At 72.3% G+C, this 14417-nt stretch carries 11 protein-coding genes; 7 read left to right on the top strand and 4 right to left on the bottom strand.

Annotation, left to right across the window (positions count from 1 at the left end; genetic code table 11):
- The first annotated feature begins 130 nt into the window (after window positions 1-130).
- Together ACGFZA_RS05080 and glgB are read left to right on the top strand one after the other, a co-directional pair.
- Window positions 131-1525, top strand: a complete 1395-nt coding sequence (locus ACGFZA_RS05080) for a maltokinase (protein ID WP_385275895.1) — start codon at window positions 131-133, stop codon at window positions 1523-1525.
- 76 nt (window positions 1526-1601) lie between these two features.
- Complete coding sequence (gene glgB, locus ACGFZA_RS05075; RefSeq protein ID WP_393677180.1) at window positions 1602-4028, top strand: 1,4-alpha-glucan branching enzyme; 2427 nt, start codon at window positions 1602-1604, stop codon at window positions 4026-4028.
- A 102-nt stretch (window positions 4029-4130) separates the two neighbouring features.
- On the opposite strand, the gene trxA is transcribed toward glgB, so the two are convergent.
- The 3 genes from trxA to ACGFZA_RS05060 all read right to left on the bottom strand — a co-directional run bounded on the left by trxA (window position 4131) and on the right by ACGFZA_RS05060 (window position 6360).
- Complete coding sequence (gene trxA, locus ACGFZA_RS05070; protein WP_393677178.1) at window positions 4131-4475, bottom strand: thioredoxin; 345 nt, start codon at window positions 4473-4475, stop codon at window positions 4131-4133.
- Window positions 4472-4888 (bottom strand): MerR family transcriptional regulator, encoded by a 417-nt coding sequence (locus ACGFZA_RS05065; RefSeq protein ID WP_393677175.1) that lies wholly within the window; start codon window positions 4886-4888, stop codon window positions 4472-4474. The genes trxA and ACGFZA_RS05065 overlap by 4 nt, the downstream gene beginning before the upstream one ends.
- A 110-nt stretch (window positions 4889-4998) precedes the next feature.
- Entirely contained in the window at window positions 4999-6360 is a 1362-nt protein-coding gene (locus ACGFZA_RS05060) for a cation:dicarboxylate symporter family transporter (protein ID WP_393677173.1), read from the bottom strand.
- 162 nt (window positions 6361-6522) lie between these two features.
- Between ACGFZA_RS05060 and ACGFZA_RS05055 the strand changes: the two genes are divergently transcribed.
- The 3 genes from ACGFZA_RS05055 to ACGFZA_RS05045 all read left to right on the top strand — a co-directional run bounded on the left by ACGFZA_RS05055 (window position 6523) and on the right by ACGFZA_RS05045 (window position 9675).
- The gene (locus tag ACGFZA_RS05055; RefSeq protein ID WP_393677171.1) at window positions 6523-8199 is read left to right on the top strand and encodes an ATP-binding protein; all 1677 of its coding nucleotides are present in this window, start codon (window positions 6523-6525) and stop codon (window positions 8197-8199) included.
- 5 nt (window positions 8200-8204) lie between these two features.
- The gene (locus ACGFZA_RS05050) at window positions 8205-8879 is read left to right on the top strand and encodes a response regulator (protein ID WP_393677645.1); all 675 of its coding nucleotides are present in this window, start codon (window positions 8205-8207) and stop codon (window positions 8877-8879) included.
- 172 nt (window positions 8880-9051) lie between these two features.
- Window positions 9052-9675: a helix-turn-helix domain-containing protein gene (locus tag ACGFZA_RS05045; protein ID WP_393677643.1), complete on the top strand. Its 624-nt coding sequence runs from the start codon at window positions 9052-9054 to the stop codon at window positions 9673-9675.
- A gap of 92 nt (window positions 9676-9767) precedes the next feature.
- On the opposite strand, the gene ACGFZA_RS05040 is transcribed toward ACGFZA_RS05045, so the two are convergent.
- Complete coding sequence (locus tag ACGFZA_RS05040; protein WP_385275913.1) at window positions 9768-10793, bottom strand: ATP-dependent 6-phosphofructokinase; 1026 nt, start codon at window positions 10791-10793, stop codon at window positions 9768-9770.
- Window positions 10794-11056: 263 nt separating this feature from the next.
- Here ACGFZA_RS05040 and pta point away from each other — a divergent pair, with 263 nt between their 5' ends.
- Together pta and ACGFZA_RS05030 are read left to right on the top strand one after the other, a co-directional pair.
- A complete protein-coding gene (pta, locus tag ACGFZA_RS05035) occupies window positions 11057-13138 on the top strand; it encodes a phosphate acetyltransferase (protein WP_385275916.1) in 2082 nt (693 codons plus the stop codon).
- Window positions 13135-14376 (top strand): acetate kinase, encoded by a 1242-nt coding sequence (locus ACGFZA_RS05030; RefSeq protein ID WP_385275919.1) that lies wholly within the window; start codon window positions 13135-13137, stop codon window positions 14374-14376. Before pta ends, ACGFZA_RS05030 begins: the two co-directional genes overlap by 4 nt.
- The last annotated feature ends 41 nt before the right edge of the window (window positions 14377-14417 follow it).

Genomic DNA, 14417 nt, shown 5'->3' with positions numbered 1-14417 from the left:
TTTCGATCACTCGAGTCGAGTCCGTACGGACCATCCTGACCCGACACGTCCCGCACAGCCGGACAGCCAAAGCCGCAATCCGGGACACTCTTCGCATCCTGTGGTGTGCCCGGGGAAAGGACGCGATGCCATGTCGGAGGCTGCATCCGCTCAGGTCACCCTGGCGAACAGCACAGCCCTGCTCCCGTCTCTCGGACCGCTGCTGCATGAATGGCTGCCCCGGCAGCGGTGGTTCGCGGGCAAGGGGCGGCCCATCACCGCCTTCTCACTGGTCTCGGCGACCGAAATACTGCCGGTGGACTCCGGCGCGGCCGAAACCGGTCCGGGCCTCCTCCACCTCCTGGTGAGGGCCCATCAGCCCACGATGCCGGCCCAGCCACCCCCGGACTGCTACCAGCTGCTGCTCGGGGTGCGCTCCACGCTGCCCCAGCGGCTGGCGCCCGCCCTCATCGGGCATGTGACGGACGGGCCGCTGGCCGGCCGCACCGTCTACGACGGACTGCACGACCCGCGTCTGGCCTCCCTGCTGCTGGAGCGGCTGCGCACGCCCGGCGGGCTCGGCGGCCTGCGCTTCGGCCGGGGAGCGGAGCCGGTCCCCGACGGCCTGGCCCCCCGGGTGCTGGACACCGAGCAGTCCAACTCCTCGCTCGTGTACGGCGACTCCTACATCCTCAAGATCTTCCGCCGGGTCTTCCCGGGCACCAACCCCGATCTGGAACTGCCGCTCGCGCTCGTCCGTGAAGGCTGCGGACGCGTCCCCGCACCGGTCGCCTGGTTCGAGGCCGCCGCACCGGAACGTCTCACACTCGGCGTGCTCCAGCCGTTCCTGCGGGGAGCGCAGGACGGCTGGCAGCTCGCCCTGCGCTCCCTGGCGACCGGCGACGACTTCACGGGCGAGGCCCACGCCCTGGGGCGGGCCACCGCCGAGGTCCACACCGCGCTCGCCGCGGCCCTGCCCACACCGTCCCTGCACCGCTCCCAGACCGACCAGCTGGCCGCCGCGATGGTGCGGCGCCTCGAAGCGGCCGCCCACGCGGTGCCCGCACTGGTCCCGTACGTCCCCGGACTGCGCGCCGCCTTCGACGCCGTGACGGCCTTGGGCGACGGAGCCGGCGGCTGGGCGGCCCAGCGGGTGCACGGTGACCTCCACCTCGGCCAGACGCTGCGCGGCCGGGACGGCTTCTGGTCACTGATCGACTTCGAGGGCGAGCCCGCCCGCCCGCTCCCGGAGCGCCGCAGCCCCCAGCCACCGGTGCGCGACATCGCCGGGATGCTCCGCTCCTTCGACTACGCGGCCCGCTCGCACCGGCCCTGGAACGCCGCATGGGCGGCGCGCTGCCGGACCGCCTACTGCGACGGCTACGCGGAGGCCGCCGGTGTCGACCCGCGCGACGAGCCGGAGCTGCTGCGCGCCCACGAGACCGACAAGGCGGTCTACGAGGTGCTGTACGAGGCGCGCCACCGCCCCGACTGGCTGCCGGTCCCGATGGCCGCGATCCACCGCCTGGCCACCGACGCCGACTGACGTGGCACGGCCTGGCCGCCCGGCCCCGCTTCCACCCCGCCCCACCCCACCCACACCCTCCGAGGAGGCTGTCCCTGTGACCGCCCGCAAGCCGTCCCGCAAAGCGTCCGAGCCCGCTTCGACCCCCATCGACGCCCCCCTCTCCGCGCCCCCCGCCGAGCATGCGGACGCCGCCGCCGGCCCGGCCACCGGAACCCTCGCACCGGTGGCGGCGGACGCCCCGCCCGCTGAGGCGGCGACGCCCGCACCGGCCAAGCGGGCGAAGCGGGCGGCGGCCCCGCCACGCCCCCGCCGCGCGGGCGGGCAGGGGGTCCGCCCCGCCCACCCGCTCGACGACGGCGACCGGGCACGGCTCCTGTCGGGTGAGCACCACGCCCCGCACGAGCTGCTCGGCGCCCACCAGATCCGCGGCGGGGTCACCCTCCGGGTGCTGCGCCCGTACGCCCGCTCGGTCACGGTGCTCGCCAAGGGGCTGCGCGCCCAGCTGCTCGACGACGGCGACGGCTTCTTCTCGGGACTGCTGCCGATGCCCGCGGTCCCCGATTACCGGCTGCTGGTGGCGTACGACGACAACGAGATCGAGATCCACGACCCGTACCGCTTCCTGCCCGCGCTCGGCGATCTCGATCTGCATCTGATCGGCGAGGGCCGGCACGAGGAGCTCTGGACCGCGCTCGGCGCCCGGGTGATGGAACACCAGGGCGTGACCGGCACCCGGTTCACGCTCTGGGCGCCCAACGCCCGCGGAGTCCGGGTCTCCGGGGACTTCAACTACTGGGACGGCACCGGCTTCCCGATGCGTTCGCTCGGCTCCACCGGGGTGTGGGAGCTCTTCCTGCCCGCGATCGGGGAGGGCGCGCTGTACAAGTTCGACATCTGCCGGCCGGACGGCTCGCACACGCTGCGCGCCGACCCGATGGCCCGCCATGCCGAGGTCCCGCCGTCCAACGCCTCGGTCGTGGCGGCCGCGCACCACGTCTGGCAGGACCAGGAGTGGATGGCCCACCGCGGGGACATCCCCGTGCACGAGGCGCCGCTCTCGGTCTACGAGGTGCACCTGCCTTCCTGGCGGCCGGGACTGACCTACCGGCAGCTCGCCGAGCAGCTCCCCGCGTACGTACGCGATCTGGGCTTCACCCACGTGGAGCTGATGCCGGTCTCCGAGCACCCCTTCGGCGGCTCCTGGGGCTACCAGGTCACCGGCTTCTACGCCCCGACGTCCCGGATGGGCTCGCCGGACGACTTCCGCTTCCTCATCGACGCGCTGCACGGGGCCGGGATCGGCGTCATCGTGGACTGGGTGCCCGCGCACTTCCCGCGCGACGACTGGGCTCTCGCCGAGTTCGACGGCCGTCCGCTGTACGAGCACTCGGATCCGCAGCGGGCCGCACACCCGGACTGGGGCACGCTCGAATTCGACTACGGCCGCACCGAGGTGCGCAACTTCCTCGTCTCCAACGCCACCTACTGGTGCGAGGAGTTCCACATCGACGGGCTGCGGGTCGACGCGGTCGCCTCGATGCTCTACCTCGACTACTCCCGCGAGGACGGGCAGTGGTCGCCGAACGAGCACGGCGGCCGGGAGAACCCGGACGCCGTCGCCTTCCTCCAGGAGATGAACGCGACGGTCTACCGGCGCAACCCCGGTGTGGTGACGATCGCGGAGGAGTCCACCGCCTGGGACGGCGTCACCCGCGCCACCCACCATGTGGGACCCGGCGGGTTCGGCGGTCTCGGCTTCGGGCTGAAGTGGAACATGGGCTGGATGCACGACTCCCTGGAGTACGTGTCCAAGGAGCCGGTGCACCGCAAGTACCACCACAACGAGATGACCTTCTCGATGGTGTACGCGTACAGCGAGAACTACGTCCTGCCCATCTCTCACGACGAGGTCGTGCACGGCAAGCGCTCGCTCGTCAGCAAGATGCCCGGCGACTGGTGGCAGCAGCGTGCCAACCACCGCGCCTATCTCGGCTTCATGTGGGCCCACCCCGGCAAGCAACTCCTTTTCATGGGGCAGGAGTTCGCGCAGGGCGCGGAGTGGTCCGAGGGTCACGGCCCGGACTGGTGGCTGCTCGATCCGTCGTACGCCGCGGAGAGTGACCACCGGGGCGTGCGGACCCTGGTGAGCGATCTGAACACGGTGTACGGGGCGACGCCGGCGCTCTGGCAGCGCGACACCGTCCCGGAGGGCTTCAGCTGGATCGAGGGCGGCGCAGCGGAGGACAACGCCTTCGCGTTCGTACGGTACGACGCGGCCGGATCGCCTCTGATCGCCGTCTCCCACTTCTCCCCGGTGGTGCGGCACGACTACCGCATCGGGGTGCCGGACGGGCCGGAGGCCTGGGTGGAGGTCCTGAACACGGACGAGCTGCGGTACGGCGGCAGCGACGTACGCAATGAGGAGCCGCTGAAGCCGGAGGCGGTGGCGGCGCACGGCCGGGACACCAGCATCACGCTGACGCTCCCGCCGCTGGCGACGGTGTGGCTGCGGCCGGCCTGACAGCGGCGCCGGGGGCCCGCACCACGCACAGGTGGTACGGGTCCCCGGCCGCCGGCCCGGTCCCCTGACGGCCGGCACGGGTCCCCGGCCCGCCGGTGCGGGTCAGACCGCCGCCGGGAGCACGTCCTCCAGCTCCTGGAGCAGGCGCCGCTTGGGGCGGGCGCCCACCATCGACTTCACCGGTTCGCCGTCCCGGAAGACCAGCAGGGTCGGCGTCGACAGCACGGCGTAGCGGGCCGCGGTCTCCGGGTTGTGGTCCACATCGATCTGCACCACCTTGAGCCGGCCGGCCTCCTCCCCCGCGATCGCGCCGAGCACCGGGGCCAGCTGACGGCAGGGGCCGCACCAGTCGGCGGTGAACTCGACCAGGACCGGCAGATCGGCTGCCAGCACCTCGGCGTCGAACGTCGTGTCGGTGACCTCGGCGACACCTTCTGCGTGGATCATCTGTCGTCCTCCCAGTTCAGTTCACAACGTGGTTCGGGGCCGCCCGGCAAGTCGGCGGACGCCTCCAGTTCGGCGCGGGCCAGCTGGGCCCCCACCTCCGTGCGGGCCGACTGCAACTGGCCGATGAGCGCGTCCAGCTCGCCGAGCTTGCGCCGGTAGACCGCCAGCGAGGCCGGGCACGCGTCCCCCGCCGGATGACCGGCGCGCAGGCAGTCGACGAAGGGCCGGGTCTCCTCCAGGTCGAACCCGAAGTCCTGAAGGGTCCGGATCTGCCGGATCAGTCGCAGGTCCCCCTCGTCGTACGTGCGGTAGCCGTTGTCCGCACGGCGTGCGGGCAGCAGGCCGCGTGACTCGTAGTACCGCAGCGTCCGTGTCGTCGTCCCGGCGCGTTCGGCCAGTTCCCCGATTCGCATGACCCGACGGTAATCCTTGACGTCGGCGTCAAGGCAAGGGCGGACGGACGCACACGGATGCGGCCGGTACGGGGTTCCCGTACGGCCGCATCGGCTCACGCGCTACACCGCTACACCTTCGCGAGCGAGGGCTGCTCCTCGCCGCCGTCCCTGGCCTCGGGGACGTGCGGCTCGGCCGGCCCCTCATCCGTGATCATCTTCTCGTCGAACGGGAGCGATCCGGAGAGGACCCGGTCCACCCGCTCCCTGTCGATCTCCTTGGTCCAGGTGCCGACGAGCACCGTGGCCACCGCGTTGCCCGCGAAGTTGGTCAGCGCGCGGGCCTCGCTCATGAAGCGGTCGATGCCGACGATCAGACCGACACCGTCCACCAGCTCGGGCCGGTGCGACTGGAGGCCCCCCGCGAGGGTGGCCAGTCCGGCGCCGGTGACGCCCGCGGCGCCCTTCGAGGCGATGACCATGAAGACCAGCAGTGAGATCTGCTCGCCGATGCTCAGCGGGTCGCCCGTGGCGTTGGCGATGAAGAGCGAGGCCATCGTGAGGTAGATGGCGGTGCCGTCGAGGTTGAAGGAGTAGCCGGTCGGCACGGTGATACCGACGACGGGCTTGCTGACGCCCATGTGCTCCATCTTCGCGATCAGCCGCGGCAGGGCCGACTCGGACGAGGAGGTGGAGAGGATGAGCAGGAACTCCCGGCCCAGGTACTTCAGCAGGGAGAAGATGTTGACCCCGGCCACCAGGCGCAGGATCGTGCCCAGGATCACGAACACGAAGAGCGCGCAGGTGATGTAGAAGCCGATCATGATGACCGCGAGGGACTTCAGCGCGTCCACGCCGGTCTCGCCGACCACCGCGGCCATCGCGCCGAACGCGCCGACCGGTGCCGCCCACATGATCATGGCGAGGATGCGGAAGACCAGGCGCTGGATGTGGCCGATGCCGCGCAGGACGGGTTCGCCCGCCGAGCCCAGGGCCTGGAGCGCGAAGCCCGCGAGCAGGGCGATGAGCAGGGTCTGCAGCACCTCGCCCTCGGTGAAGGCCGACACGAGGGTGGTGGGGATGATGCCGAGCAGGAAGTCCGCGGTGGACTCGCTGTCCCCCGCCTGCGCCTCACCCGCGGCGCGGGCCGCCTCGGTGAGGTGGAGGCTGGAGCCGGGCTCCAGGATGTTGCCGACGACCAGGCCGATGGCCAGGGCGACGGTCGACATCACCAGGAAGTAGCCGAGGGCCAGACCGCCGACGGCGCCGACCTTGGCGGCCTTGCGTACGGAGCCGACCCCCAGCACGATCGTGCAGAAGATGATCGGCGAGATCATCATCTTGATGAGGTTGACGAATCCGGTTCCGATCGGCTTGAGCTCGACGGCGGCGTCCGGCGCGACGAGGCCCACCAGGATGCCGAGCCCCACCGCCGCGATGACGGCGAGATACAGATATTTCGTACGGTCCCGCTTGGCGGCGGCCACTCCCACGGGGGTCTCCTCGGCTCGGTCCTGTCACTCCCCCGTCCCTGGGGGCCCCGGTGACTATCCCGCCCCCTGTGACGCCGGTCACCCTTGCGTGCATTTCGTTCACGGGAGGGCCACCCCCGGTGGCCGTCCGGTCACCGGTTTCCGGCCAGGCAGACTGGGGGGATGCGTTTCCCCCGTACCCGCCCGCGCAGCCTCGCGGGCCAGCTCTTCGCCATGCAGGTGGTGCTGGTCGCCGCCGTGGTGGCGGGGTGCGCGTTCTTCGCGTACGTCTCCGGCAGCGGCCAGGCCAAGGAGACGGCGACCCGGCAGGTGCGGGCGGCCGCGCTGGCGATCGCCGGTTCGCCGTCGGTACGGGAGGCGATCCGCACCCCGGACCCGTCGGCCGTGCTCCAGCCGTACGCGGAGCAGGTCCGCAAGGACACCGGGATCGCCTTCGTCACGATCATGGACCCGCACCGGGTCCGCTGGACCCACCCGGACGCCGAGCGGATCGGCGAGACCTTCCTCGGGCACACCGCCCGGGCCCTGCGCGGCGAGACGTTCTCGGAGACGTACACCGGCACGCTCGGCCCCTCGATACGGGTCGTGACGCCGATCCGGGACGACGGCAGGATCGTCGGCCTCGTCAGTGCGGGTATCACGGTCGAGCGGGTCTCCTCGCAGGTGCGGGCCCAGCTCGGTGCGCTGGGGCTCGCGGCGGGCGCGGCGCTGGCGCTCGGCGGCCTCGGCACGTACGTGATCAACGCGCGGCTGCGGCGGCACACCCACGGGATGAACGCAGCCGAGCTGAGCCGGCTGCACGACTACCACGAGGCCACCCTGCACGCGGTGCGCGAGGGGCTGCTGATGCTCGACGGGCAGCGCAGGATCGCCCTGATCAACGACGCGGGCCGCGAACTGCTGGGGCTCGCGCCCGGAACGGTCGGCCGCCGGGTCGCGGAACTCGATCTGCCCGCACCGCTCACGGGGGCGCTGCTGGCCTCCGAGGAACGGGTCGACGAGGTGCATCTGACGGCGGACCGGGTGATCGTGGTCAACACCCGTCCGGTGGTGGGCGGGGAGCGGCGCGGCACCGTGGTCACCCTGCGCGACCACACGGAACTCCAGGCCCTTTCGGGCGAGTTGGACTCCGAGCGGGGGTTCACCCAGGCGCTGCGCTCGCAGGCGCACGAGGCGGCGAACCGGCTGCACACGGTCGTCTCGCTGATCGAGCTGGGCCGGGAGCAGGAGGCGGTCGGCTTCGCCACGGCGGAGCTGGAGCTGGCCCAGACCCTGACGGACCGCGTCGTCGGCGCGGTCGCGGAACCGGTACTGGCGGCGCTGCTGCTGGGCAAGGCCGCGCAGGCGAACGAGCGCGGCGTGGAGCTGGTGCTGGCGGACGACAGCCTGATCGACGACGGGGCCCTGCCCGCGACACTGCCGCACCGCGATCTGGTGACCATCCTCGGCAATCTGATCGACAACGCGGTGGACGCGGCGTCGGAGGCGGTGGCGGGCGCCCCGGGCACCGGAGCCTCGGGCGTCCCCGTCCAGCGCACGGGCCCCCGGCCGGCCCGCGCCCGGGTCACGGTCACCGCCCTCGCCGGCGACGGGGAGCTCCTGCTGCGCGTCGCGGACAACGGAGCGGGCGTGGGGCCCGCCGACGCCGCGGAGGTCTTCCGCCGCGGCTGGTCGACGCACGGCGCCGGCCGCGGGCTCGGCCTGGCCCTCGTCCGGCAGGCCGCGCACCGCAACGGCGGGGCGGTGGCGCTGGAACAGGGACCGGACGGCGGCGCGGAGTTCACCGTGCGGCTGCCGCTGCCGCGGGGCAGCGGCGCACAGAAGGAGGAGGCCCTGTGACCCCCGTGATCCAGGTGCTGGTCGTCGAGGACGATCCCGTCGCGGCCGACGCCCATCAGCTGTACGTGGACCGCGTCCCGGGATTCTCCGTGGCGGCCGTCGCGCACACCCGGGCCGAGGCGGTGCGGACCCTGGACCGCGTCCCGGTCGACCTCCTGCTCCTCGATCTGTATCTGCCCGACGGGCACGGGCTGCAGCTCCTGCGCTCGCTGCGCGCGGCCGGGCACACCGCCGACGTGATCGCGGTGACCTCGGCCCGCGATCTGGCCGTGGTGCGCGAGGGGGTCTCGCTCGGCGTCGTCCAGTACGTGCTGAAGCCCTTCACCTTCGCCACCCTGCGCGACCGGCTGGTCCGCTACGCCGACTTCCGCTCCTCGGCAGGCGAGGCGAGCGGCCAGGACGAGGTGGACCGCGCCCTGGCCACCCTGCGCACCCCGCAGCCCGCCCGCCTGCCCAAGGGCCTCAGCAGCCCGACCCTGGAGGCGGTGACCCGTGCGCTGCGCGCGGCGCCGGACGGCGTGACGGCCGCGGCGGCCGGACTGGAGCTCGGCATCTCCCGCATCACCGCGCGCCGCTATCTGGAGCATCTGGTGACGGCCGGCCGGGCGGTACGCAGTCCGCAGTACGGACAGATCGGGCGTCCGGAGCTGCACTACCGATGGCTGGCGGAGGGCCGCTGAGCGGGGTCCGGGGCGCTCCGGGAGGGGCCGCCCGGCCTGGACGTTCCTACGAGACGTGGTCTCGGGTGAACACACCGTAGTCATATGCCCTCCGGCCTCCTACGGTGGGGCCGTGCAGCCCACCCCGCCTTTCGACGCCCCCGCCGCGCGCAGACTGCGCGAGGCCCTGGGGATGACTCCCGGCCATGTCGCCTACGGCCTCGGTGCCCAGTACGGACTCCGGATCGGCGCCGAGACGGTCGCCGACTGGGAACGCGGCCTCGCCCGGCCGACCGAGTACGAACTCACTGCCCTGGCCGGTGTGTTGTGGTGCGCCCCGGGCGAACTCCTCACCGCCGCCCGGACGCTGCGCGAACACCGGATCGCCCGGGAGCTGACCGTGGACGAGCTGGCGGGGCAGCTGAGCATGTCCGTGTCCGCGTATCTGCGGATGGAGGAGTCGGGCCGGTGGCGCGGCAACGAGCGCCAGTCCGCGGCGCTCATCGAGGCGCTGGGACTCGACACCGCCGGTTTCGTGACGGCCGCCGGGCGGGACGAGGAACTGGCGGAGCTGCTGCGCAGCGCGGTGACGACCCGCTGGCAGGCGTACGTCAAGCCGGTGTCGAAGCTCGCGCCGGTCGACCGGTCGCCGGTCCAGAAGATGCTGGAGCGGCTGCACGCGGACTACCAGGCGCTGATGGCGTCCACGCTCAGCTGGAGCAGCACGGGCACGGAGCCGGCCGGTGCGACCGGGGATGCCGGGCGGGCTTTCCTCGCGGGCATCGTGGAGCGTTTCTGGCAGGCGGCGGAGGCGTAGCCCGCACTGTCGACGGGGCTACGGGCGGCGGCCCCCGGCCGTCCACGCGGGACAGCCGGGGCCCACCGGGAGCCCCGCGCGCCGGTGGCGGCTCAGAAGACCGACTCGGCCTCGTGCATCCGGGCCACGGGGACGGTCTTGAGCTGTGTGACCGCGTCGGCCAGCGGGACCATCTCGATGTCGTTGCCGCGCAGCGCCGTCATCCGCCCGAAGTCGCCCCGGTGCGCCGCCTCGACCGCGTGCCAGCCGAAGCGGGTGGCGAGCACCCGGTCGTACGCGGTGGGCGTGCCGCCGCGCTGGACGTGGCCGAGGATGACCGGCCGGGCCTCCTTGCCGAGCCGGGTCTCCAGCTCGACGGCCAGGCGGTTGCCGATGCCCTGGAAGCGCTCGTGGCCGAACTGGTCGATCTCGCCCTTGGCGTACGGCATGGAGCCCTCGGCCGGGTGCGCGCCCTCGGCGACGCAGATGACCGCGAACTTCTTGCCGCGCGCGAAGCGCTCCTCGACCATCTTGACCAGGTCCTCGACCTGGAACTGCCGCTCGGGCAGGCAGATGCCGTGCGCGCCGCCGGCCATGCCGGACTCCAGCGCGATCCAGCCCGCGTGGCGTCCCATCACCTCGACGACCATGACGCGCTGGTGGGACTCGGCGGTGGTCTTCAGCCGGTCTATGGCCTCGGTGGCGACGCCCACGGCGGTGTCGAAGCCGAAGGTGCGGTCGGTGGCCGAGATGTCGTTGTCGATGGTCTTGGGGACGCCGACGACGGGCATACCCGCGTCCGACAGCATCCGGGCGGCCGTGAGGGTGCCCTCGCCGCCGATCGGGATCAGTGCGTCCATGCCGTAACGGCGGCTCAGCTCGGCGCAGTTCTCCGCCGCTTCGCGCAGCCGGTCGCGCTCCAGCCGGGCGGAGCCGAGGATGGTGCCGCCGCGGGCGAGAATGCCGCTGACCGCGTTGAGGTCGAGGGGGCGGAAGTGGCCGTCGAGGAGGCCCTTGAACCCGTCCTCGAACCCGATGACTTCATCGCCGTGACCCACCACGGCACGGTGCACGACCGAGCGGATCACTGCGTTCAGGCCTGGGCAGTCGCCGCCTGCGGTGAGAACTCCGATGCGCATCGTGCTGTATCTCCTGCTCGCTAGAGCCTGCCCTGTGCCGTGCAGGCCGGGGGTCCCGGCTGGATCCCCCGTACCGTGAGTCACGACGAGTGTCCCACGTCTGGTCTGTACCTCGCGCTTTCGGCTGCTCCATGGGCGGCCGGCGGGCGTGAGCAGGGGCATTCGCCCGGCGGGCGGCCGCTCGGCCCCCGCAGGTATCGTCAAACAGGCGATACCACTCGAACCGGGCAACACAACGGACAAGAGATGACGGGAGAGCACGCGTGACGCGCAGCGTGTACGTGACCGGGATCGACCGGGGAGACGGCCGCCAGGTCGTCGATCTGGGAGTCATGGAGCTCCTGACGCGTCAGGTGGACCGGGTAGGGGTCTTCCGGCCCCTGGTCCACGACGACCCGGACCGGCTCTTCGAACTGCTGAGGGCCCGCTACCGGCTCTCGCAGGACCCGGGGACCGTCTACGGACTCGACTACCACCAGGCCTCCGCGATCCAGGCGGAGCAGGGTACCGACGAACTGGTCTCCCGGCTCGTCGACCGCTTCCACCGGGTGGCCGCGGACTACGAGGTGGTCCTCGTCCTCGGCACCGACTTCGCCGCCACGCAGCTCCCTGACGAGCTGGCCCTGAACGCCCGCCTCGCCAACGAGTTCGGTGCCTCGGTGATCGGGGTCGTCGGCGGCCAGGAGCAGGACGCGGAGTCGGTGAAGGCCGAGACGCGCAACGCGTACCGCGCGTACGCCGGCCTGGGCTGCGACGTGCTCGCGATGATCGTGAACCGGGTGGCCTCCGCGGACCGCGACGTGATCGCGGAGCGGCTCTCGGCCACGCTGCCGGTGCCCTGTTCGGTACTGCCCGACGATCCGGCGCTCTCGGCGCCGACCGTCGCGCAGATCACCGCGGCACTGGACGGCACGGTGCTGCTCGGTGACGACGCGGGGCTGGCGCGGGACGCGCTGGACTTCGTGTTCGGCGGCGCGATGCTGCCGAATCTGCTGAAGGCGCTGACGCCGGGATGCATGGTGGTGACGCCCGGGGACCGGTCCGACCTGGTCGTCGGCTCGCTCGCCGCGCACAGCGCCGGGACGCCGCCCATCGCGGGCGTGCTGCTGACGCTGAACGAGCGGCCGGGCGAGGAGATACTCAAGCTGGCCGCGCGGCTCGCACCCGGCACCCCGGTCGTCTCGGTGGCCGGCGGTTCCTTCCCCACCGCCGGGGAGCTCTTCGCCCTGGAGGGCAAGCTGAACGCCGCGACGCCGCGCAAGGCCGAGACGGCCCTGGGCCTCTTCGAGCGGCATGTCGACACGGGAGCCCTCCTCGACCGGATCTCGGTCGCCCGCAGCGGCCGGGTCACCCCGATGATGTTCGAGCACGAGCTGCTGGAACAGGCCCGCGCGGACCGGCGCCGGGTGGTGCTGCCGGAGGGCACGGAGGAGCGGGTGCTGCGCGCCGCCGACGTGCTGCTGCGGCGCGACGTCTGCGACCTCACGCTGCTCGGCGACCCCGACGTCATCCGCAAGAAGGCCGCGGACCTCGGCATCGACCTGGCCGGTACCCAGCTCATCGACCCGCAGACCTCCGAACTGCGCCAGACCTTCGCCGAGCGGTACGCGCAGCTGCGCGCGCACCGCGGGGTGACGGTCGAGCTCGCGTACGACGTCGTCTCGGACGTCAACTACTTCGGCACCCTGATGGTCCAGGAGGGGCTGGCCGACGGCATGGTCTCCGGGGCCGTGCACTCCACCGCGGCGACGATCCGGCCGGCCTTCGAGATCATCAAGACGAAGCCGGATGCCTCGATCGTCTCGTCGGTCTTCTTCATGTGCCTGGCCGACAAGGTCCTGGTGTACGGCGACTGCGCGGTCAACCCGGACCCGGACGCGGAGCAGCTCGCGGACATCGCCGTGCAGTCCGCGGTCACCGCCGCCCGCTTCGGCGTGGAGCCGCGGATCGCGATGCTCTCGTACTCGACCGGGACCTCGGGGTCGGGCGCCGACGTCGACAAGGTCCGCGAGGCGACGGACCTGGTGCGCGCGAGCCGCCCGGACGTCAGGATCGAGGGCCCGATCCAGTACGACGCCGCGGTGGAGCCGAGCGTCGCCGCGACGAAGCTGCCGGGTTCCGAGGTCGCGGGCCAGGCGACGGTCCTGATCTTCCCGGACCTGAACACCGGCAACAACACCTACAAGGCCGTGCAGCGCTCGGCGGGCGCCGTGGCCGTCGGCCCGGTCCTCCAGGGGCTGCGCAAGCCCGTCAACGACCTGTCCCGGGGCGCGCTCGTCCAGGACATCGTCAATACCGTGGCCATTACGGCGATTCAGGCACAGGGCGAGGAGCGACCCGCATGACCGGCACCGAAGAGACCGCGGCGGCCCCCGGGGCGAAGGCGAGCCGGGTGCTCGTCCTCAACTCCGGTTCCTCCTCGGTGAAGTACCAGCTGCTCGACATGCGCGACCACTCCCGGCTCGCGTCCGGGCTGGTCGAGCGGATCGGCGAGGAGACCTCCCGGCTCGTCCACACCCCGCTGACCGGCGGCGGCGAGCCCCGGGAGCGCACCGGCCGGATCCCCGACCACGACGCGGCGCTCAAGGCGGCCGCCGGGGAGCTGGCAGCCGACGGGCTCGGGCTGGACTCCCCCGAACTGGCCGCGATCGGCCACCGGGTGGTGCACGGCGGGCTGCGGTTCACCGAGCCGACCGTGGTCACCGACGAGGTGCTGAAGGAGATCGAGCGCCTGGTGCCGGTGGCGCCGCTGCACAACCCGGCGAACATCACCGGCATCCGCACCGCGCAGGCGCTGCGCCCCGACCTGCCGCAGGTGGCGGTCTTCGACACCGCGTTCCACACGACGATGCCGGAGTACGCGGCGCGGTACGCGATCGACGTGGAGACGGCGGACGCCCACCGGATCCGCCGCTACGGATTCCACGGCACCTCGCACGCGTACGTCTCCCGCAAGGCGGCCGAGCTGCTGGGCAGCGCCCCCGAGGACGTCAACGTCATCGTGCTGCACCTGGGCAACGGCGCCTCGGCCTCGGCGGTGGCGGGCGGCCGGTGCGTGGAGACCTCGATGGGACTGACCCCCTTGGAGGGGCTGGTCATGGGTACGCGCTCGGGAGACATCGATCCGGCGGTCACCTTCCACCTCAAGCGGGTGGCGGGCATGTCGGCCGACGAGATCGATGAACTTCTCAACAAGAAGAGCGGTCTGGTCGGCCTCTGCGGCGACAACGACATGCGGGAGATCAGGCGCCGGGTCGACGAGGGCGACGAGCGGGCCGCGCTCGCCTTCGACATCTACGTCCACCGGCTGAAGAAGTACATCGGCGCCTATTCGGCGGTGCTCGGGCGGGTGGATGCCGTGGTGTTCACGGCGGGGGTCGGCGAGAACTCGGCTCCCGTACGCGAGGCTGCCATCGCGGGTCTGGAGGAGCTCGGCCTCGTGGTGGACGCGGATCTCAACGCCGTACGGTCCGGCGAACCGCGGCTGATCTCGCCGAATTACGCACGGGTCGCGGTCGCCGTGGTGCCGACGGACGAGGAGCTGGAGATCGCCGGCCAGACCTTCGCACTGGTCGACAACTGAGCACCCCCGCGCCCCTTTGTATCTTCCACCAGACGGAATAT

This window comes from Streptomyces sp. NPDC048211, from assembly GCF_043202315.1.
Taxonomy (GTDB): Bacteria; Actinomycetota; Actinomycetes; order Streptomycetales; family Streptomycetaceae; genus Streptomyces.
The sequence above is the reverse complement of the archived record's forward strand: the minus strand, read 5'-3'. Positions and strand labels throughout refer to the sequence as shown.